At 58.5% G+C, this 19,791-nt stretch carries 19 protein-coding genes; 9 read left to right on the top strand and 10 right to left on the bottom strand.

Features of this window, described 5'->3' with window-relative positions; all coding sequences use genetic code 11:
* Positions 1–35 precede the first annotated feature (35 nt).
* Complete coding sequence (locus MHZ89_RS10340) at positions 36–818, top strand: DUF3750 domain-containing protein (protein WP_311782922.1); 783 nt, start codon at positions 36–38, stop codon at positions 816–818.
* 16 nt (positions 819–834) lie between these two features.
* On the opposite strand, the gene MHZ89_RS10335 is transcribed toward MHZ89_RS10340, so the two are convergent.
* A complete protein-coding gene (locus MHZ89_RS10335; RefSeq protein WP_311782921.1) occupies positions 835–1,014 on the bottom strand; it encodes a DUF2158 domain-containing protein in 180 nt (59 codons plus the stop codon).
* 196 nt (positions 1,015–1,210) lie between these two features.
* Here MHZ89_RS10335 and MHZ89_RS10330 point away from each other — a divergent pair, with 196 nt between their 5' ends.
* On the top strand, positions 1,211–1,462 hold the full coding sequence (locus MHZ89_RS10330) for a hypothetical protein (protein ID WP_311782920.1): 252 nt from the start codon (positions 1,211–1,213) through the stop codon (positions 1,460–1,462).
* A 9-nt stretch (positions 1,463–1,471) separates the two neighbouring features.
* Positions 1,472–1,996: a DNA-binding protein gene (locus MHZ89_RS10325; protein WP_311782919.1), complete on the top strand. Its 525-nt coding sequence runs from the start codon at positions 1,472–1,474 to the stop codon at positions 1,994–1,996.
* Here the strand turns inward: MHZ89_RS10325 and mgtE are convergent.
* The 5 genes from mgtE to ppk1 form a co-directional block, all read right to left on the bottom strand.
* Entirely contained in the window at positions 1,990–3,423 is a 1,434-nt protein-coding gene (gene mgtE / locus MHZ89_RS10320; RefSeq protein WP_311782918.1) for a magnesium transporter, read from the bottom strand. The genes MHZ89_RS10325 and mgtE overlap by 7 nt on opposite strands.
* 123 nt (positions 3,424–3,546) lie before the next feature.
* Complete coding sequence (locus MHZ89_RS10315) at positions 3,547–3,738, bottom strand: YfgG family protein (protein WP_311782917.1); 192 nt, start codon at positions 3,736–3,738, stop codon at positions 3,547–3,549.
* Positions 3,739–3,862: 124 nt separating this feature from the next.
* Positions 3,863–4,459 (bottom strand): tellurite resistance methyltransferase TehB, encoded by a 597-nt coding sequence (gene tehB / locus MHZ89_RS10310; RefSeq protein ID WP_311782916.1) that lies wholly within the window; start codon positions 4,457–4,459, stop codon positions 3,863–3,865.
* A 38-nt stretch (positions 4,460–4,497) separates the two neighbouring features.
* Positions 4,498–6,024, bottom strand: coding sequence for an exopolyphosphatase (gene ppx, locus MHZ89_RS10305; protein ID WP_311782915.1), 1,527 nt, complete (start codon positions 6,022–6,024; stop codon positions 4,498–4,500).
* A gap of 3 nt (positions 6,025–6,027) precedes the next feature.
* Entirely contained in the window at positions 6,028–8,088 is a 2,061-nt protein-coding gene (ppk1, locus tag MHZ89_RS10300) for a polyphosphate kinase 1 (protein ID WP_311782914.1), read from the bottom strand.
* Positions 8,089–8,239: 151 nt separating this feature from the next.
* Between ppk1 and MHZ89_RS10295 the strand changes: the two genes are divergently transcribed.
* Genes MHZ89_RS10295 through pstB form a run of 3 tightly spaced genes read left to right on the top strand, consistent with a single transcriptional unit; the run spans position 8,240 to position 12,741 of the window.
* Entirely contained in the window at positions 8,240–10,324 is a 2,085-nt protein-coding gene (locus MHZ89_RS10295) for an ABC transporter permease subunit (RefSeq protein WP_311782913.1), read from the top strand.
* Entirely contained in the window at positions 10,321–11,961 is a 1,641-nt protein-coding gene (pstA, locus tag MHZ89_RS10290) for a phosphate ABC transporter permease PstA (RefSeq protein WP_311782912.1), read from the top strand. The genes MHZ89_RS10295 and pstA overlap by 4 nt, the downstream gene beginning before the upstream one ends.
* Before the next feature lie 12 nt (positions 11,962–11,973).
* Positions 11,974–12,741 carry a phosphate ABC transporter ATP-binding protein PstB gene (gene pstB, locus MHZ89_RS10285; RefSeq protein WP_311782911.1) on the top strand — a complete coding sequence of 256 codons (768 nt, stop codon included), beginning with the start codon at positions 11,974–11,976 and terminating at the stop codon, positions 12,739–12,741.
* A gap of 104 nt (positions 12,742–12,845) precedes the next feature.
* On the opposite strand, the gene purN is transcribed toward pstB, so the two are convergent.
* Both purN and purM read right to left on the bottom strand, forming a co-directional pair.
* Positions 12,846–13,484: a phosphoribosylglycinamide formyltransferase gene (purN, locus tag MHZ89_RS10280; RefSeq protein ID WP_311782910.1), complete on the bottom strand. Its 639-nt coding sequence runs from the start codon at positions 13,482–13,484 to the stop codon at positions 12,846–12,848.
* Positions 13,481–14,521, bottom strand: a complete 1,041-nt coding sequence (purM, locus tag MHZ89_RS10275) for a phosphoribosylformylglycinamidine cyclo-ligase (protein ID WP_126689532.1) — start codon at positions 14,519–14,521, stop codon at positions 13,481–13,483. The genes purN and purM overlap by 4 nt, the downstream gene beginning before the upstream one ends.
* 239 nt (positions 14,522–14,760) lie before the next feature.
* Here purM and upp point away from each other — a divergent pair, with 239 nt between their 5' ends.
* From upp to hda, 3 genes are all read left to right on the top strand, one after another.
* Positions 14,761–15,387 carry a uracil phosphoribosyltransferase gene (gene upp, locus MHZ89_RS10270; protein WP_120457591.1) on the top strand — a complete coding sequence of 209 codons (627 nt, stop codon included), beginning with the start codon at positions 14,761–14,763 and terminating at the stop codon, positions 15,385–15,387.
* A gap of 68 nt (positions 15,388–15,455) precedes the next feature.
* Entirely contained in the window at positions 15,456–16,739 is a 1,284-nt protein-coding gene (gene uraA, locus MHZ89_RS10265; RefSeq protein ID WP_311783024.1) for a uracil permease, read from the top strand.
* A 91-nt stretch (positions 16,740–16,830) separates the two neighbouring features.
* A complete protein-coding gene (gene hda, locus MHZ89_RS10260) occupies positions 16,831–17,532 on the top strand; it encodes a DnaA inactivator Hda (protein WP_311783023.1) in 702 nt (233 codons plus the stop codon).
* Here the strand turns inward: hda and arsC are convergent.
* Together arsC and MHZ89_RS10250 are read right to left on the bottom strand one after the other, a co-directional pair.
* Positions 17,529–17,870 carry an arsenate reductase (glutaredoxin) gene (arsC, locus tag MHZ89_RS10255; RefSeq protein WP_311782909.1) on the bottom strand — a complete coding sequence of 114 codons (342 nt, stop codon included), beginning with the start codon at positions 17,868–17,870 and terminating at the stop codon, positions 17,529–17,531. The two genes, hda and arsC, sit on opposite strands and share 4 nt — an antisense overlap.
* A gap of 6 nt (positions 17,871–17,876) precedes the next feature.
* The gene (locus MHZ89_RS10250; RefSeq protein WP_120457597.1) at positions 17,877–19,340 is read right to left on the bottom strand and encodes a M48 family metallopeptidase; all 1,464 of its coding nucleotides are present in this window, start codon (positions 19,338–19,340) and stop codon (positions 17,877–17,879) included.
* Between the last annotated feature and the right edge of the window lie 451 nt (positions 19,341–19,791).

Genomic DNA, 19,791 nt, shown 5'->3' with positions numbered 1-19,791 from the left:
GATTTTCTTTCCGCCCCTTACTCCAGGATACCCCTATGCTGCCACTTAAAGCGTTTAGCCTCTGCATTCTGCTGGTGATCCTGCTGTCGCTGGGCGCCAGTCTGGCACAGGCGACGCGCCATGGAGAACTTTCCGGCAGTCAGGGAGGCTGGTGGTCAGCCCGGCGCGACTCCGCGGGTCTGGCCCCCGATCCGCAACGCTATGTGGATCAGGCTATTGTGCAGGTCTATGCCGCGCCGACCTACGGCTGGAAAGGGGCGGTAGCGGTGCACCCCTGGATTATCTTCAAGCGTGCGGGCGAGACGCATTACAACCGTTATGAAGTGATTAGCTGGGGCAGTGGCGACAAAGTACGCCGCAACAGCAATTTGCCGGACGGCTACTGGTATGGCGCAAAGCCGCGCCTGCTGGTAGAGCACCGCGGCGCGGAGGCTGAGGCGATGATCCCGCGTATTGAGGCGGCGATTAAATCTTACCCTTGGCCACATACTTACCACGCCTGGCCAGGACCGAACAGCAATACCTTTCTTGCACATATCGGACGCGAAGTGCCGGCATTAAAACTCGACATGCCAGCCAACGCGCTCGGCAAAGATTACCGGCCGCTGTGGCGTCCAGTTGGTTTGCCGCCGTCGGGCCGAGGAATTCAGATTTCCGTTCTGGGCATCGCTGGCGTGACGCTGGGGGCGGAAGAGGGGTTTGAGCTTAACGTTCTGGGTCTGAATATGGGCGTGGATTTTACCCCGCTGCGTCTGCGTCTGCCCTTTATTGGCGGGATCGGCAGCCAGAACGTTCAACAGGATAATCCGCCGGGCTAAAGGCCCGGCGCAGGCGTCAGCAGACGCCGAAATCCCCGTCTTCATGGTAGAGGTTTACGCTGTCTGCCTTCACCTCAATCTCTTTTTTTGCCGCGTCATCAACGCGCGCGCACCACAGCGTTTCGCCTTCCACGCGCAGCACCAGCATTTTTGGCCCACCGGTTTTCGACTGCACAAAATCATCAGGTTTAAACATGCTTTTCTCCTTTGGTTTTAAGGAAGTGTAGGGCGCACAGCGCGCCCCTGCATAAAATTTTTTGCGGCGGCTCTTCCATGATTTTTCATGAAATTCCCTGAGCCAGGCAACTTCGGGCATGCTGCTGAACAGACAAAAAAACCGATATCAAGTTGTCAGTTGACAACCGTGAGGGTTCAGGATAAGGTGCATCACGATGGAAAGAAGACGGCATCCAGCTAAAGAGATTGAAGCGGCGCTGCGGCATGCCGAAGCGTACGGGTGGCAGATAGTAACAATGGGGCATCATGGCTGGGGCAAAATGTATTGTCCCATGCACTCGGCGGCATGCCGCTGCGGAGAGTTTTGCATCAGCGTTATCTGGAGTACGCCGCGGAACGCTTTTAACCACGCGCGAGCGCTGCGGCGGGTGGTTGATAAATGTATTGCGGTTCGCAAACTGCATTAAGGAGAAAACATGGAATATATTTTTACGCTGCGTTTTCAGCTGCCGAAACCTTTTTTACCGGAAGAAGAGCTTTTAAAGCAGCTGATTGAGGCGGGCTGTGACGATGCGCTGGTGGGGCTGGGCGTGCCGGGAAAAGTGGCGCTGGAGTTTACCCGTGAGGCATCCAGTGCACAGCGAGCGGTACTCAGCGCCATCAGGAATGTGCAGAGCGCGCTGCCTGGGGCGCAGCTCACCGAGGCTGCGCCCGACCTTGTCGGCCTGACGGATGTTGCCGACATTATCGGCGTTTCCCGACAGAATATGCGTAAGCTGATGCTCAGCCATAGCCCGCAGTTTCCGCTGCCGGTGCATGACGGCAAAACCGCGCTCTGGCATCTGGCAGATGTGCTGGAGTGGCTGGAACAGCGCGGCAGCTACGTTATTCCCGCCGCGGTGCGCGAGCTGGCACAGGTAACGCTGCGGCTCAACCTGCAGCAGACGATGCAGCGCTACGCGCACTGCATGGCATCCGCCGCTGACGTCAACAATCAATGATGCAGCAAAAACAGCGTCGCCAGACCGAGGAAAATAAAGAAGCCGCCGGTATCGGTAATCGCCGTAATCAGCACGCTGGAGCCTACCGCCGGGTCGCGTTTCAGTCTGGTCATGATCAGCGGGTTCAATACCCCCATTAGCGCCGCCAGCAGCAAATTAAGCATCATCGCCAGCATCATTACCCCACCCAGCTCGAGATTGTCGTACATCAGCCAGGTAATCAGCCCCATTGCGCCGCCCCAGAACAGGCCGTTAAGCAGCGCGACGCCCAGTTCGCGCGCAATCAAAAACGAGAAGTTGCCCGGTTCGACCTGATGCAGCGCCAGCGCGCGCACAATCATCGTGATGGTCTGGTTGCCGGTATTGCCGCCGATACCGGCTACAATCGGCATCAGCGTTGCCAGCGCCACCAGTTGGGAGATGGTGTCTTCAAACAGGCCGATAACGCGCGACGCGATAAAGGCGGTACAGAGATTGACCGCCAGCCAGGCCCAGCGTCGGCGTACGGCTTTGCGCACCGGCGCGAACACATCCTCTTCCTGGCTGATGCCGCCCATACGGCGAATATTGCTTTCATTCTCTTCGTTAACCAGATCGACTACGTCCTCTATGGTGACGCGCCCAATCAGCTTGCCTTTCGCGTCGATTACCGCTGCGGAGATAAGGTTATAGCGTTCAAACGCGCCTGCCGCGTCCTCGGCTTTATCATTAAGCTGAAAGGTGGTGGGCGAGGTGTTCATCACCTCCTCGACGCGTTTTTTCGGCTTGTTCAGCAGAATATCAGTCAGCGACAGCTCGCCCAGCAGCAGATTGTTTTCATCGGTAATGAAAATTTTGTCTGTGCCGTTCGGCATGCTTTTTCGGTGGCGCAGATAGCGCTGCACCGTTGCCAGCGTGACGTCGGCGCGCACCGTCAGAATATTGAAATCCATAATGCGCCCGACGCGATCGCGATCAAAATCGACCACGCTGAGCACGCGTGCGCGCTGACCCGGCTCCAGCGTCGCCAGCAGACGACCGGTCAGATCGCGCGGCAGGTAGCGCGCCAGCCAGACCTGATCGTCAATATCGAGCGGCTCAATGGCGCGCAGAATATCGCGGTCGCTCATCTCCTCCGTCAGGCTGGCCCAGACGGTTTCAGAAGCCTCGACCAGCACATGGCCGCGCTGTGCGGTAGGAACCAGACGCCACAGCGCCTGGCGCTCCTCTTCCGGCAGCGCTTCAAGGATATCGGCTAAATCCGCTGCGTGCAGCTGAGCGATATCCTGCTCCAGCGCAGCCTGGTGCGCCGCATTTTCACGTTGCTGTTCAGGGCTGCGCTCACCGGATTTCTCCAGCAGTGCGTCCACCAGATCCGGCTCACTGAGCAGCAGCGTCAGAATGCGATGACGAATTTCACTTAAACGTTGAGTATGCGAGGCAGACATAACGAGTCCCTTGTGTCTGAAAGTTACAGCACGAAGTGTAGCGGTTCGCCTCGCAAAAGGACGCAAAAAAAGACGCGGTTATTCAGACTGCGTTTAGCCGGAAGCGGCAAAGGGTCAAGACGGTTAAGTGTTGTCGCGGATAGCGGTGCTCAAAGGGGCAGATTGCGGCGCGGCTTTTTTCTGCTGATGATGTTCAAAAGCGGCAGGCAGGATAAAGATCAGGCGGCTAACAAGAATAATAAAGCTAATCAGTAAAACGATCCGGGTAAAGGAACCGGATTTGGGACGTCTTCGGGAAGGGATGGCGCTGTTCACGCGAGGTGTTTCCTGTAATTACCCTGTCGGGCGATGGCAACATTTAGTCATAATGCTGCGTTGAAATCAACCGCCGATTAAAAAAAGAGCAGGGCTGGAGTGGGCCGCGTTGCGCAGCCCCGGTTTACAGGCTGGCTTTTTGCGCCAGCAGGGTGGCGAAGCGGCAGCTGATGCGGTTGCCTTGTTCATCGCGCTTGTGTAGCTGACCAACGTGCTCGTTGTATTTCAGGATATGCCAGTTGCGGTAGTAGTGGCTCAGCTCGCCCGACTTAAAAGTAAAGGGGAACGCAAGCGGGCAGGGGTAATCATCGGTACTCATCGCCGCGACAATCAGGTTATGCCCGTCTCTCACCGTACTCGCCTGCATATCGGCAATCAGCTGCGGAATGGTTTCCGGCTGCAGGAACATCATCACTACCGTGGAGAGCACAAAGGTATAGCCGCCATTGAAGCGCGTCTGATTCAGGTCGCGCTGCTCGGTATGAATATTGGTTATCCCTTCCTGCGCGACGATCTGCTCAAGGCGCGCCAGGCTGGCGGGATTGTGATCCCAGGCGGTGACGTCGAAGCCATTCTGGCTCAGAAACAGGCTGTTGCGGCCATTGCCGCAGCCAAGATCCAGCGCTTTGCCTGGATTGAGATAAGGCAGCGCCGCCAGCACTTCAGAGTGGGTCGGCGTCAGCCCATAAGTCTCGGCAAAATAGTTTTCAGTTTTAATCATGGTTCGCTTTTATTACGTGGGCGCAGGCGCCCACCTCCTCAGGCTTCTTCTTCCAGCGTCAGTTTCCAGCCGGTGACCTCAGTCCAGTAGGTCTGTTCACGCTCCAGATCGAGCTGCACCAGATTGTTCTGGCTGAAATAGCCCGCCGGGAACGTCAGCGTCCAGTGCCCCTCATCGGTGGTCAGCTTGAGCGAGTCGGGTCGCGTAGTCGCCTGACGCTGATTATTGAGTAAGGTGCCAAGGCGCAGCAGAAACAGCAGCGGCAGGAACTGTTTTTTCTTGAACAGCGTGACGCGCGGCAGATCTTCGACCTTGACGGCTTTGCGATGGAAGCGTACCAGCGCCGCCAGCAGCGTTTGCTGATCCTGGTTAAAACCGGGCAGGTTAGTGTTTTGCAGAATATAGGCGGAGTGGCGCTGCATACCGCTGTGGTTAATGGTCAGTCCGACTTCATGCAGCATCGCTGCCCACTTCAACAGCGCCGCCAGCTGCGGGTTCGCCAGCTTAGGATTCTGATCGCGCCACTGCAGATAGAGCTGATCGGTGGTATCCAGCACGCGACGCGCCTGATCGTTGTCGATGGCGTAATGGTTCGCCAGGCTCTGCGCCGTACGGCTGCGAATATCCTGATGGCGGAAACGGCCCTCCATCTCGTAGAGGACGCCTTCGCGCAGCGCGCCGTCAGAGAGGCGCAGCTCGCGAATCGCCAGCGCGTCGAACACGCCGCAAATAATCGCCAGCCCCGGCACGAACACCGATTTACGCTCTTCAGAAAGGCCCGGCAGGCTCAGCGCGTTGAATGATTTATGCTTTATAACCTCGTCATAAAGCATGTCCAGCCGCTCTGGCGTAATCATCTTCTCTTTTTCACCCATCGCCTGCAGCACTTCGCACGCCGCCTTGATGGTGCCCGACGCGCCGAGCGCGTACTGCCAGCCATGCAGGCGATACTGCCACGCCAGCGTCTCCAGCTTTTGCGTCGCCGCAAGGCGCGCGCGGCGGAAGTTTTCGCGGCTGATTTCACCGTTGGGGAAATAGAGCTGGGCGAAACTGACGCAGCCCATGCGGCGGCTTTCAACCAGCTGCGGCTCGAAGTTTTCGCCGATCACCAGTTCGGTCGAGCCGCCGCCGATGTCGATCACCAGCTTGCGTCCTTTCTCCGGCTGCGTATGTTCGACGCCCATAAAAATCAGGCGCGCCTCTTCATGACCGGAAATGACCTCGATAGGGTAGGGGATGACCTCCGCCGCGCGCTGCAGAAACTCTTCCGCGTTTACCGCCTGGCGCAGGGTATGGGTGCCAACAATGGTGACGTTGCTCGCGCTGAAACCCTGCAAACGTTCAGCGAACAGCGCCAGGCAGCTCAGCCCGCGCTCCATCGCCTCTTCGCTCAGGCGATTTTTGCTGTCCAGACCGTCAGCCAGATGCACGCGCTGCTTCAGACGACCAAGCACCTGCATAGCGCCGTCGACCACGCGCGCGATGACCATATGAAAGCTATTTGAGCCAAGATCGATTGCCGCAAATTCTTGCGGTCTTGGCGTACTTTTATGAGAAATGGGCATAGATTATTCAGGCTGTTCCAGTTTCTTGATGTAATCATAAATCGCCAGTTGAGAGCGGACCTTACGACGATTGCCGCGCGGAACATAGCGGTTCCCCAACTCTTTATCAACGATACGCGCTTTCACCGTATCACTAAACAGAATAGCGATAATGTCCAGAATGCGTTGTTTCACGCGCGGATCGAGGATCGCGACTGCGACCTCAATGCGATGATCGATATTACGCGTCATCCAGTCAGCGGAAGAGAGAAAGACTTTTTTGTCGCCGCCGTTTTCGAAAATATAGACGCGATCGTGCTCAAGATAGCGATCAACGATACTGATCACGCGAATATTTTCACTGATCCCAGGCAAATCGGGAATGAGCGAACACATGCCGCGCACCAGCAGATTGACCTTCACGCCTGCGCCGGATGCCGCATAGAGACGATCGACCAGACCGTTATCCACCAGGTTATTAATTTTCAGCGTAATGCCACAGGGGCGACCCTGCTGCGCGTTGGCGATTTCCGCATCGATCAGCTGGTAGAGCATCTGACGCGAGTTCTGCGGCGACACCATCAGGTGCTCAAAGCTCACCGGACGATAAGGGTTTTCAATAAAGTTAAATACCCGGCGCACTTCGTTGGTGATGCGCGCATCGGCGGTCAGCAGCGAATAGTCGGTATAGATACGCGCGGTTTTCTCGTTAAAGTTGCCGGTACCGATATGGGCGTAGCGCACCACTTCGTCGCCTTCTTTACGTGAAATAAGGAACAGCTTGGCGTGAATCTTCAGGCCCGGCGCAGAGAAAATAACGTGCACGCCCGCTTCGGTTAAGCGTTTGGCCCACAGAATATTGGCCTCTTCGTCGAAACGCGCCTGCAGCTCCACCACAACGGTCACCTTTTTGCCGTTATAGGCGGCGTGCATCATCGCATCCATAATGCGCGAATGCTTCGCGACGCGATAGATGTTGATTTTGATCGCCAGCACGCTCGGGTCAAAGGAGGCCTGACGCAGCAGCTCCAGCACATGCTCAAAGGTGTGGTAGGGATAGTAGAGCAGAATGTCGCGATCGCGAATGGCGTCGAAGCCGTTACGGAAGCCGTCGAAGCCGATATGGCGGATCTGCGGCAGCGGGCGGTTGACCAGATTGCTTTTGCCAACGTCCGGAAAGCCGATGAAATCTTTAAAGTTATGGTAGCGGCCGCCCGGCACGATTGAATCGTAGTTGGAGATGGTCAGCTTATTACACAGCAGCTCCACCATGGCGTCAGGCATATCGCGCTGATAAACAAAACGCACCGGCTCGGCGGTCAGACGCTGCTTGAGGCTGGAGGACATCAGTTCCAGCAGGCTCGACTCCATCTCAGTAACCAGATCGTATTCCGCATCGCGTGTCATCTTCATTGAATAGGCGTTCAGCGCGTCGTAATCAAAGAAGCCTTTAAAGATGTCATCGAGACAGTAGCGCAGGATGTTATCCAGCAGGATCATCGGCTTGCGGCGGCGCGGCGATTCAGCGGGCAGATTAACGAAGCGTGGAACCTTATCGGAAGGGATCTCCAGCAGCGCATAGCGAATCTCCTCGCCGCGGATGATCTCTACCGCCAGGTAGGTATAGTCATCTTTTAAGAACTCGGTGAGATCGGTGTCGTGATTAATAAGGATCGGCGTGATGTGCTGACGCAAATCGTGTTTGAAGTAGTGGCGCAGCCATACCTGCTGATTGGGCGAAAGCTGGCGCTCGTTAATCAAAAAGATTTGGTTGCGCGCCAGCTCCAGCAGCAGCTCGTTATAGAGACCGTCGAATTCCTGTTCCGACTTCATGACGCGCTGCTGAATTTTCTTCAGCAGATGGCGCGGCAGGCCGGGCGATCCCTGCTCCTCGCCAATCAGGATGCGCCGCTTAAGATCGGCAAAGCGTACTTTGTAAAACTCATCAAGGTTATTGGAATAGATCCCCAAAAAACGCATGCGCTCAATTAACGGGTTGGTTTTGTCCGCCGCTTCTTGTAAAACGCGCTCGTTGAAGGACAACCAGCTCAATTCTTTTTCTATATACAGCTTTTCCTGACCCATTCTGACTCCATATCGCGTTCGCAGGACTTAAAGAACCAGTGTCCAACATCATTATGGCGAGAGTATGGCAACCTTGTCCAACGTCAATAGTTGTCTTATCAACCAGCTACGGGCAACATAGCGGCTTACTACCGATCTCATTCAGAGCCGCATGAGCCTAAAGCATATTCCCGTCAACTTCAGCGACCGCCGTCGCCGCGCTATCGACCGCTTCACGCGGCGTCTGGTCACATCCTGCGGCATCGCTATTTTACTGCTGATGCTACTGCTCTTTTTCTGGTTGATTTGGGTGGTACTGCCGCTGTTCGCCGCGCCGGGCGTTCATCCCCAGGCCGCGCAGCGGCTGTGGGATAGCGAGCCGGCGCTGATGGTGGGAAATCAGGGCGATCGGGGCTGGCGAATCGGACAGGACGGCGCGGCGCGCTTTATTCCGCTTAACGGTCAGCCTGCGGAAACGCCGCTGATGCTGCGTCCGGCGCCGCAGCAGGTGGTCAGCAGCGCTGACCAGCGCACGCTGCTGCTTAACGCGCAGGGCGCGCTGACGCTGCTGCAGCCGGTAGACGGCACATGGCGCTATCCGCTCGGCGATACGCCCTTGCGGTTGCCGGAGGGCGCGGTAAAAGCGATGGCGCTGGCGACGCTAAACGAAACCAAATGGCGTATCAGCCTGCTGACCGACGCGGGTCTGCGCGTATTGACGCTGGCGCCTCAGCAGGCACCGCGCATCGTCGAGCTGCCGCAGGCGCATGCTGATCATCTGCTTTTGTCGCCGCAGGGCGATCTGCTCTATGCCAGCGAGGGCAACGTGCTGCGCGTCTGGCAGCTCGACGACGACCGGGCGACGCTGCGCGAAACGGTGTCGCTGGCGCAGCCGCCGCGTAGCCTGCATCTGCTGGCAGGCGGGCGAAGCCTGTTGATTCAGGATGGCCGCGGCGTCACGCAGTGGTTCGCTATCGCCGGAGCGGAAGGGCCGCGCCTGCATGAAATTCGCACTTTCGCCGGGAGCAGCCCGACCGCAGAGATCGTCACAGAAACGCAGCGCCGCGTCTTCGCCACGCTGGAGCCCGGCGGCGCGCTGAAACTGTTCGCCAGCAAGCAGCCTGGCCCCGTCCTGCAACGCCAGCTTGCGCCTGGGATAGAAAGCGCCGCCTTCTCGCCGCGCGGCGACGCGCTGCTGCTGGAGCGCGCTGGCAGCTGGCAGGTCTTGCGTCTCGACAACCCCTGGCCAGACGTTAGCTGGCGCAGCTTCTGGCAAAAAATCTGGTATGAAAATTACCCCGCGCCGGACTGGGTCTGGCAGTCTACTAACGCCGCAGACAGCTATCAGGCTAAGTTCAGCTTTATGCCGATGGTTGCCGGTACGCTGAAAGCGGCAGCCCTGTCGCTGCTGTTCGCCACGCCGCTGGCGCTGGCGGCCGCCATGTATACCGCCTGGTTTATGGCGCCGGGCCTGCGACGCTGGGTTAAACCGGCAATCGAGATGATGGGCGCGCTGCCCAGCGTGGTTATTGGGCTTATCGCCGGGCTGTGGCTGGCGCCGCATATCAGCCAGGCGCTGCTCGGCGTATTGCTGCTGCCGCTGACGCTGGCGGCGACGCTGCTTATCTGCGGCGCGCTCAGTCGGCATCTGCCGCCGCGCTGGCGTCAGCCGGGGCGCGAAGTGATGCTGCTGCTGCCGTTACTGCTGATTGTGACGCTGGCTACGCTGATTATCCCCACCTTCCTGATGCGCGACGCTGCGGAATGGCTGCCGCACTATGAACAGCGCAACCTGCTGGTTGCCGGTCTGGCGATGGGCTTCGCGCTGGTGCCGCTGATTTTTACCCTCTCGGAGGATGCGCTGTTCAGCGTGCCTGCGGCGCTGGGGCAGGGGTCGCTGGCGCTGGGCGCAACGCCCTGGCAGACCCTGACGCGAGTGGTGCTGCCGGGCGCGTCGGCTGGCATTTTCGCCGCGCTGATGATTGGCTTTGGCCGCGCAGTAGGGGAAACCATGATTGTGCTGATGGCGACCGGCAACACGCCGCAGAGCCAGGGCGGTCTTTTTTCCGGGCTGCGCGCGCTTTCCGCTAACATCGCCATTGAGATGCCGGAGGCGGCGGCAGGCAGCGCGCACTACAGAATCCTGTTTCTCAGCGCGCTGATGCTGCTGGTCTTTACCCTGATTATTAACACGCTGGCCGAGCTGATCCGTCAGCGCTTGCGCCAGCGATACAGCCAGCACGAGGGCCAGGCATGAAGGCGATGCGACAAAATGACCGCTGGCGCTGGCTGACCGCAGGCGCGGTCGGCGTCTGTCTGCTGGCTTTTACCCTAATGATTGCGCTGCTGGCGTGGCAGGGAGTGCGCGCCTTCTGGCCGCAGCGCGTCGATCTCTACCAGATGACGCAGCCCGGCGGCCAGTCAACAGCGCTGCTGGGCGAAACCCTTGAGCATCAACCCCATTTCCCCGCGCCAGCAGCGGAGAATGATGCATTGCCGCCGGTAAGCCAGGTCCATCGCTACCTGATTAAAACCGGCAACCGCGACTGGGACGCGCCCGATTTCCGCGTGATCTATGCGCGTGAGGCGCTGAATGTCAGCCAGCCGAAAGAGGTGATGGTGCTGCAGCGGCGCAGCGGCGGCAACGCCTACGGCTGGTTTGCCGGCCTGCGCGAAGATAACGAGGCGCTGACGGCGCGCGATCCCGATGCGCTGCTGAACCAGCGGCTGGATCAGGTGCGCGCGCTACTGCATAAAATCAACCGCATTCGCCACGTCGATCTGACACGCCTCAACGACCAGCTGGCGGCGCTGGACGTGCGCGCCGATCGGCTACGGCAGCAGCAGCAGTTCGATACGCGCGCGCTGTCGGAGTTCGAGGCCAACCAGGCGGCGCTGCAGCGCCGTTTCGCCCGGCTCAGCAGTCAGCTGGCCGACTTGCAGCGCGAGAGCCAGCGCGACGTGCTGATTCTGCGCGACGCGCAGGATCGCGAGCATGCCATTCCGCTGGCACAGGTGGTTGAGGCATGGCGTCCTAACGCCATGAACGCGCAGCAAAAGCTAACGCACACGCTGCGTCAGATCTGGCATTTCGTCAGCGATTCGCCCGCGGATGGCGAAAGCGAAAGCGGCGCCTTTCCAGCGATTTTCGGCACTGTACTGATGGTGCTGCTGATGTCGCTGGTCGTCATGCCGTTTGGCGTCATCTCAGCCATCTGGCTGCATGAATATGCTGGTCGCAACGCATTGACGCGGCTGGTGCGCATCGCGGTGGTAAATCTGGCGGGCGTGCCGTCGATTGTGTATGGCGTTTTTGGGCTGGGCTTTTTTGTCTGGCTGGCAGGCGGCACGCTCGATCAGCTCTTCTTTTCCCGCTCGTTGCCTAATCCCACGTTCGGCACGCCAGGGCTGCTGTGGGCGTCGCTGACGCTGGCGCTGCTGACGCTGCCGGTGGTGATTGTCGCCACTGAAGAGGGATTGTCGCGTATACCCGACTCGCTGCGTCAGGGCTCGCTGGCGCTGGGCGCGACCCAGGCGGAAACGCTGTGGCACGTCGTGCTGCCAATGGCGCTTCCCGCGATGCTGACCGGCCTGATTTTAGCAGTAGCGCGCGCGGCGGGAGAGACCGCGCCGCTGATGCTGGTGGGCGTGGTAAAAATGGTGCCGGAGCTGCCAGTTGACGCGGTATTTCCTTATCTGCATCTCGACCGCAAGTTTATGCACCTCGGCTTCCAGATTTACGATCTCGCCTTTCAGAGCCCCAATGTCGAGGCCGATCGCCCGCTGGTATACGCTACGGCGCTGTTGCTGGTGTTGATTATCCTGTCGCTCAACCTGCTGGCGATGGCGCTGCGCCATCGGCTGCGCGAACGCTACCGCCTGATGACCCAATAAAAGATGATGACTATGATGCCCGATACCGAAACGGCGCTGACGCTAAACCACCTTTCGTTGTGGTATGGCGAGCGTCAGGCGCTGCATGATATTTCGCTGCGTATTCCTGAAAAGCGCATTACCGCGCTGATTGGGCCGTCTGGCTGCGGCAAATCGACGCTGCTGCGCTGCTTTAACCGCATGAACGACGTGGTGGATAGCTGCCGTATTGAGGGCGAAATTCTGCTGGGCGACCACGCCATTATGCAGCCGTCGCAGGATCTGTCGGCGCTGCGGCGTCGTATCGGCATGGTGTTTCAGCGGCCCAATCCGTTCCCCAAATCGATTTATGAAAATGTGGTTTATGGCCTGCGGCTGCAGGGCGTGCGCGACCGGCGGGTGCTGAACGAGGCGTGCGAACGCGCGCTGCGCGCGGCGGCGCTGTGGAGCGAAGTAAAAGATCAGCTAGGGCAGAACGCCCTGACGCTTTCCAGCGGTCAGCAGCAGCGTCTGGTGATCGCCCGCGCCATTGCTATTGAACCAGAGGTGTTGCTGCTGGATGAGCCGACCTCTGCGCTCGATCCCATCTCTACGCTGGTGATCGAAGAGCTGATGACCACGCTGAAGCAGCATTTTACGCTGGTGCTGGTCACCCACAATATGCAGCAGGCGTCGCGCGTCTCCGACTACACCGCCTTTATGCATCAGGGCGCGGTGGTGGAGTTTGATGAAACGGATCGCATTTTTACCTCGCCGCGCAACCGGCGCACCGAGGATTACATTACCGGACGCTACGGCTAGCGGAGGGTGATATCAGCCCATTGCAAAAGCGTTTAAGGCGTCCCTGACGCGGGACGCCTGCATGTGACTTTGTGAGCCGTCAGTTGGCAACGGCCCGATAGCTGTTAATCGTACGCATAGCCCTGCGGCGGCAGTGGCTGATTATCCAGCCAGGCCTTGCCTTCGCGCATCGCTAAACGTCCCTCGACAAACCAGCTAACCACCAGCGGATAGATCGCATGCTCCTGATGCTGCACGCGCGCGGTGATCTCATCTTCGTCGTCGCCAGGGAAGACAGGTACGCGGGCCTGCAGCACGACGGGGCCGCCGTCCAGTTCGTCGGTGACGAAGTGTACGGAGGTGCCGTGTTCGGCGTCACCGTTCTCCAGCGCCTGACGATGGGTATGCAGGCCGGGGTATTTTGGCAGCAGCGAAGGATGGATATTCAGCAGGCGATCCTGATAGTGAGCGACAAAGGCGCTGCTCAGAATGCGCATATAGCCCGCCAGCACCACCAGATCGGGCGCGTAAGCGTCAATCTCCTGCATCAGCTGGCGATCAAACGCCTCGCGGTCGGGAAAATCGCTGGCCGCCAGCGTATGGGTCGGCACGCCCGCCTCGCGCGCGCGCGTCAGGCCGAAAGCGGTCGATTTATTACTGAAAACGGCAGCGACGCTGCCGTTAATACGCCCGCTGGTGCAGGCGTCGAGGATGGACTGAAGATTGCTTCCGTTGCCGGAAATCAGCACAACCAGCTTTTTCATGCGTTAATAACCACGCGCTCTTCCGAGTCTGAGGCTTTAATCACGCCGATTTTCCAGGCTTTCTCGCCTGCGGCGCGCATCAGCTCGACCGCTTTATCCGCTTCGGCAGCGCTTAGCGCAATCACCATGCCTACGCCGCAGTTAAAGGTGCGGTACATCTCGTGACGGCTGACGTTGCCCGCCTGCTGCAGCCAGTTAAAGACGGCAGGCCATTCCCAGCTCTTCTCGTCGATAATCGCCTGGGTATTATCCGGCAGTACGCGCGGAATATTTTCCCAGAAGCCGCCGCCGGTCAGGTGAGCAATCGCATGCACATCGACCTGCTCGATCAGGCTCAGAATGTTTTTCACATAGATGCGGGTCGGCTCCAGCAGATGATCCGCCAGCGGTTTGCCGTCCAGCTGTTTGGTCTGCGGATCGGTCTGGCTTACTTCAAGAATTTTGCGCACCAGCGAATAACCGTTGGAGTGCGGGCCGCTGGAGCCCAGCGCGATCAGCACGTCGCCGTCCTGCACTTTTGACCCGTCGATAATTTCCGATTTTTCGACCACGCCGACGCAAAAACCGGCCACGTCATAATCTTCGCCGTGGTACATGCCCGGCATTTCTGCGGTTTCGCCGCCGACCAGCGCGCAGCCGGACTGCAGACAGCCCTCGGCGATGCCGGTGATAACGGAAGAGGCGGTCTCGACATCCAGCTTGCCAGTGGCGTAATAGTCGAGGAAAAACAGCGGTTCCGCGCCCTGAACCACCAGATCGTTCACGCACATGGCGACCAGATCGATGCCGATAGCGTCATGGCGCTTCAGATCCATCGCCAGACGCAGCTTGGTGCCGACGCCGTCGGTTCCGGAGACCAGCACCGGCTCGCGATATTTCTGCGGCAGCGCGCAAAGTGCGCCGAAACCGCCCAGCCCACCCATCACTTCCGGGCGGCGAGTCTTTTTCACTACGCCTTTAATACGGTCAACCAGAGCATTACCAGCATCAATATCAACGCCGGCGTCTTTGTAGCTGAGAGAGGTCTTGTCGGTCACTGCGGAATCCCCACGCGATTGCGGTTGGTGGTTAACAAAAAGCGCGGCAATTCTAACAGCGCAGGCAAACGTTTGCGAGCCCCATTGCCTGGTCAAATTGCGCGCCGGACGATTTTCATCAATCCTTGAATACAGGAACTAATGTTTCCCTCTTTGCGCAACGACATATGGCGCGCTTGCGAAAAGGCGGTATAATCCCGCGATTTTTTTTTAGCTCAACTCATTCCGGGAGAACACCAATGAAGATCGTGGAAGTTAAACACCCGCTGGTCAAACATAAACTGGGCTTGATGCGTGAGCACGATATCAGTACAAAGCGCTTCCGCGAGTTGGCGTCGGAAGTCGGCAGCCTGCTGACCTACGAAGCCACCGCCGATCTGGAAACCGAGCGCGTCACCATCGAAGGCTGGAACGGCCCGGTGGAAATCGATCAAATCAAAGGTAAAAAAATCACCGTAGTGCCGATTCTGCGCGCCGGTCTGGGGATGATGGAAGGGGTGCTTGAGCATGTGCCGAGCGCGCGTATCAGCGTGGTCGGGGTCTACCGCGATGAAGAGACGCTGGAGCCGGTGCCTTACTTCCAGAAGCTGGTTTCCAATATCGAAGAGCGCCTGGCGCTGGTGGTCGACCCGATGCTGGCAACGGGCGGCTCTATGATCGCCACAATCGATCTGCTGAAAAAAGCGGGCTGCACCAGCATTAAGGTGCTGGTTCTGGTTGCCGCGCCAGAAGGGATCGCCGCGCTGGAGAAGGCGCATCCGGACGTGGAGCTCTACACCGCTTCAGTCGATCATGGACTCAATGAAAAGGGCTATATCATTCCGGGGCTGGGCGATGCCGGCGACAAAATTTTCGGAACTAAATAACTGAATCAGCCGACCAGAGAGTCGGCTTTTTTTTGGCAAAAAAACACAACCTTTTAAGGGGATAAATGATGACTCGTCGCGCCATTGGCGTTAGCGAACGCCCGCCGTTACTGCAAACCATACCGCTCAGCCTGCAACATCTCTTCGCCATGTTCGGCGCGACGGTGCTGGTGCCGATCCTGTTCCATATCAACCCGGCAACGGTGCTGCTGTTCAACGGCGTCGGCACGCTGCTTTATCTTTTTATCTGTAAAGGCAAAATCCCCGCCTATCTCGGCTCCAGCTTCGCTTTTATCTCGCCGGTGCTGCTGCTGTTGCCGCTGGGCTATGAGCTGGCGCTGGGCGGTTTTATCCTGTGCGGCGTGCTGTTCTGCATCGTCGCGCTGATTGTGAAAAAGGCGGGTACCGGCTGGATCGACGTGATGTTCCCGCCGGCGGCGATGGGCGCAATCGTGGCGGTTATCGGGCTGGAGCTGGCGGGCGTGGCGGCCAATATGGCGGGTCTGCTGCCGGCGGAAGGGAGCAGCGCCGACAGCACGACGATAATCATTTCGCTGGTGACGCTGGCGGTGACGGTTTTCGGCTCGGTGCTGTTTCGTGGTTTCCTCGCCATTATCCCTATCCTGGTCGGCGTGGTCGCAGGCTATGCGCTCTCTTTCGCGATGGGCATCGTTGACTGGACGCCAGTCTATAACGCGCCCTGGTTCGCGCTGCCGACCTTTTATACGCCGCGTTTCGAATGGGCGGCGATGCTGACGATTCTGCCCGCTGCTCTGGTGGTCATCGCTGAACATGTCGGGCATCTGGTCGTAACCGCGAATATCGTGAAAAAAGATCTGATCCGCGATCCCGGTCTGCACCGCTCAATGTTCGCGAACGGTCTTTCAACCGTTATCTCCGGCTTCTTCGGCTCGACGCCGAATACTACCTACGGCGAAAATATCGGCGTTATGGCGATTACCCGCGTCTACAGCACCTGGGTAATCGGCGGCGCGGCGATCATCGCAATCCTGCTGTCGTGCGTCGGCAAACTGGCGGCGGCAATTCAGGCGATCCCGGTGCCGGTTATGGGCGGCGTCTCGCTGCTGCTTTATGGTGTGATTGGCGCGTCGGGCATCCGGGTGCTGATTGAATCGAAGGTCGATTACAGCAAGGCGCAAAACCTGATCCTGACCTCCGTTATCCTGATCATCGGCGTCAGCGGAGCGAAAGTGCATATCGGCGCCGCCGAGCTGAAAGGCATGGCGCTGGCGACGCTGGTCGGCGTGCTGCTGGCGCTGATTTTCCGCGTTATTTCGCTGCTACGTCCAGAGGAAGTGGTGCTGGACGCGGAAGAGAAGGGCGGTCACTAAGCCCCTTGCGGGCAGGGACGCCCGTTATCCTCTCCCGGCGAAAACTGTGGTAGACTTGCCCCGTTTTTTGCCTGTTCTCTTTGAGGTGCTTCTGAACACGCCGGCACAACTGTCACTGCCACTTTACTTACCGGACGACGAAACTTTCGCCAGCTTCTGGCCGGGGGAAAACCCGTCCCTTATTGCCGCGCTCAAAGGCGCCCTCAGTCAGCAACACGGCAGCTATCTCTATTTCTGGTCGCGCGAAGGCGGAGGCCGCAGCCATCTGCTGCACGCCGCGTGCGCAGAAATGTCGGCGCGCGGTGAAGCAGTCGGCTATGTGCCGCTGGATAAGCGTACCTGGTTTGTACCGGACGTGCTGGACGGCATGGAGCATCTGGCGCTGGTCTGCATCGACAACATCGAGTGCATCGCGGGAGAAGAGGCGTGGGAAATGGCGATCTTCGATCTCTATAACCGTATTCTGGAAACGGGCAAAACCCGACTGCTGATCACCGGCGATCGACCACCGCGCCAGCTTAATCTTAATCTGCCCGATCTGGCGTCGCGCCTCGACTGGGGGCAGATCTACCGTCTGCAGCCGCTGAGCGATGAAGATAAACTGCAGGCGCTGCAGCTGCGCGCCGGCATGCGAGGATTTGAGCTGCCGGAGGACGTGGGGCGCTTCCTGCTGAAACGCCTCGATCGCGAAATGCGCACGCTGTTCGATACGCTGGATCGTCTCGATCACGCCTCCATCAGCGCGCAGCGCAAACTTACTATTCCCTTCGTAAAAGAGACGCTCGGTCTTTAAAGGATCGCCAGCACCGCTTCCGGCGGACGGCCGATTCGCGCCCGATCGTCATTGACGACCACGGGCCGCTCCAGCAGGGCCGGGTGCGACGCCAGCGCGTCAAGCAGTTCGCTTTCGCTGGCGTTTTCCAGCTGCAGCGTTTTATAAAGCTCATCTTTGGTGCGCATTAGCTGACGGGCGCTGCTCAGGCCGAGTTTTTGCAGCAGAATTTGCAGCGTTTCGCGATCCGGCGGGGTCTCCAGGTAGCGCACGATTTCCGGTTCGACGCCCTGCGCCTCCAGCAGCGCCAGCGTTTCGCGGCTCTTGCTGCAGCGCGGGTTGTGATAAAGAGTGACCATCAGCGTTTATCCTTTTTGATACTGTTTAAAACGGCTCTGCAACTGGCGCAGCTGGTCAATTCGCGCGTCGTAGCGCGCCTGTTTCAGGCTGCCGACAGGCACCTGCGCGCTGGCACTGCTCAGGGCGGTGATCGCCTGATCGAGCTGGCCGTTAAGCGCCAGCGTCTCGGCGCGCGCCGACATCTCTTCGTCATTAAGCCCCTGCTGCGCCGACGCCTGCGCCAGCAGATCCCAGCCGTTGGGATCGTCGGGATGCGACCAGGTATAGCGGTTAAGAATGCGGCTGGCGTTAGCGGGCTGTTTCGCCTCGACGTAAGCGTTCGCCAGGTTAAGCTGCACCACCGGGCTGTTTTTTGCGCCGCCTGCGGCGTTAAGCAGCGCGATCGCCTGCTGCGGCTGGTTCAGACCAATATCGATATCGGTCATGATATCGAGAAACCAGATGTTATCGGGCTGCTTTGCCAGCAGCGGCTCGATGATTTTTTTCGCGCTGGCGAAACTTTTCGCCTGTAAAAACTGCACCGCTTTGCCGTACTGCGCCGCCTGCTGCTGGCGGCTATTGCCGCGGCCATACTCATCCAGCAGCTCGTCGGTAAGCTGGTTGCGGCCGGTGGCGTACATGCCGAGCGCGCGCACTTTCGCCATGTAGTAATCCTGCGAGGACTGCACCACCACCGGGCGCATCTGGTTGGCGCGGTTGCGCGCATCCGCCAGGCGGCTGTCCGGCAGGGGGTGCGTCAACAGGATTTCCGGCGGTTTTGAGGAGAAGCGGCTCTGATCGGCCAGCTTCTGTAAAAAGTTCGGCATCGCTTCGGGATCGAATCCGGCGCGTTGCAGCACCTGAATGCCGATGCGATCGGCCTCCTGTTCGTTGCCCTGCGTAAAGCTGATAATGCCCTGCTGCGTACCCGCCAGCGTACCGGTCAGCGCCGCCATGCCTGCCTGCGGACTGGCCATCGCCAGTAAAATCGATCCCAGCGCGCCGACCCAGGTCAAAGGCGCGTTGCGCTTCTGATCTTCCATTGCGCGCGCCAGATGGCGCTGGGTAACGTGTGAGATTTCATGCGCCATGACTGAGGCAAGCTGGCTTTCATTCTCGGTAAAACGAAACAGCGAGGCGTGCAGCACCACATTGCCGCCAAAAAAGGCGAAGGCGTTAAGCTCGTCGTTCTGGATCAGAAAAAAGTGAAAGGGCGTCTTTACCGAGTCGGCATGGGCGACCAGGCGCTGGCCGAGCTGGTTAATGTACTGGTTGAGCAGGGGATCGTTAATTAAGGGCGCGCTGGCGCGCAGCTGACGCACATAAAAGTCGCCCATCTGCATCTCCTGGCCGATAGAGAGCGTCGAGCCAGCGGTCGTGCCCATATCGGGCAGCGAGTCGCTGACGTCAGCCCAGGCGGGCGCGTGCGGCATCAGCATCAGCGTGGGAAGCAGCGCGGCGAGTAGCGTTTTCTTTAACCGGTTCAACATGCCTGGATCCTGTAGAGAAACTCAGAGGCCTGGAAAGTACATTGTGCTTTTTCAGGGTAAAAGACGCGTCGCGTCTATCTTAACCAGAGCCTTGAGAGAAAGAAACGGTCTGCTTTGCCATTAACGGAGGCTGTAATCGTGCCTTTGCAGCAAAAAATTGAATATTAACGGCAGGCAAGCTTTCGTTAAAAAAGGCAGCGTGTTTTTAGGCTGACAAGCCGCACCGCCAGCATAAATGCGCTGTAGCAGCGGGCACTATTATTGACGCGCCTGTAAGAGACGTTTTCTCCTGCTGAATCAGTCAGCTCCCGATCCCTCTGCCGATTAAAGATATGTAAATTTGCTCAAAAAAATTGAATGTGGCATGTTTTTTTCCAGGCTTACTCTGAAAAAAACGGCTGCAAAAGCGCTGGGCGCCAAAAGTGAATATCAATAATTTTTATTGTGTAAG

It is taken from the genome of Pantoea sp. ACRSB, assembly GCF_022346905.1.
Classification (GTDB): Bacteria; Pseudomonadota; Gammaproteobacteria; order Enterobacterales; family Enterobacteriaceae; genus Pantoea; species Pantoea piersonii.
The sequence above is the reverse complement of the archived record's forward strand: the minus strand, read 5'-3'. Positions and strand labels throughout refer to the sequence as shown.

Excerpts from the sequence above, each read along its gene's own strand:
- uraA (WP_311783024.1), top strand. The coding sequence starts at position 15,456 with ATGACTCGTCGCGCCATTGGCGTTAGCGAACGCCCGCCGTTACTGCAA.
- upp (WP_120457591.1), top strand. The coding sequence starts at position 14,761 with ATGAAGATCGTGGAAGTTAAACACCCGCTGGTCAAACATAAACTGGGC.
- pstB (WP_311782911.1), top strand. The coding sequence starts at position 11,974 with ATGATGCCCGATACCGAAACGGCGCTGACGCTAAACCACCTTTCGTTG.
- ppk1 (WP_311782914.1), bottom strand. The coding sequence starts at position 8,088 with ATGGGTCAGGAAAAGCTGTATATAGAAAAAGAATTGAGCTGGTTGTCC.
- purN (WP_311782910.1), bottom strand. The coding sequence starts at position 13,484 with ATGAAAAAGCTGGTTGTGCTGATTTCCGGCAACGGAAGCAATCTTCAG.
- MHZ89_RS10250 (WP_120457597.1), bottom strand. The coding sequence starts at position 19,340 with ATGTTGAACCGGTTAAAGAAAACGCTACTCGCCGCGCTGCTTCCCACG.
- ppx (WP_311782915.1), bottom strand. The coding sequence starts at position 6,024 with ATGCCCATTTCTCATAAAAGTACGCCAAGACCGCAAGAATTTGCGGCA.
- MHZ89_RS10295 (WP_311782913.1), top strand. The coding sequence starts at position 8,240 with ATGAGCCTAAAGCATATTCCCGTCAACTTCAGCGACCGCCGTCGCCGC.
- MHZ89_RS10330 (WP_311782920.1), top strand. The coding sequence starts at position 1,211 with ATGGAAAGAAGACGGCATCCAGCTAAAGAGATTGAAGCGGCGCTGCGG.
- pstA (WP_311782912.1), top strand. The coding sequence starts at position 10,321 with ATGAAGGCGATGCGACAAAATGACCGCTGGCGCTGGCTGACCGCAGGC.
- MHZ89_RS10325 (WP_311782919.1), top strand. The coding sequence starts at position 1,472 with ATGGAATATATTTTTACGCTGCGTTTTCAGCTGCCGAAACCTTTTTTA.
- tehB (WP_311782916.1), bottom strand. The coding sequence starts at position 4,459 with ATGATTAAAACTGAAAACTATTTTGCCGAGACTTATGGGCTGACGCCG.
- MHZ89_RS10335 (WP_311782921.1), bottom strand. The coding sequence starts at position 1,014 with ATGTTTAAACCTGATGATTTTGTGCAGTCGAAAACCGGTGGGCCAAAA.
- arsC (WP_311782909.1), bottom strand. The coding sequence starts at position 17,870 with ATGGTCACTCTTTATCACAACCCGCGCTGCAGCAAGAGCCGCGAAACG.
- mgtE (WP_311782918.1), bottom strand. The coding sequence starts at position 3,423 with ATGTCTGCCTCGCATACTCAACGTTTAAGTGAAATTCGTCATCGCATT.
- MHZ89_RS10340 (WP_311782922.1), top strand. The coding sequence starts at position 36 with ATGCTGCCACTTAAAGCGTTTAGCCTCTGCATTCTGCTGGTGATCCTG.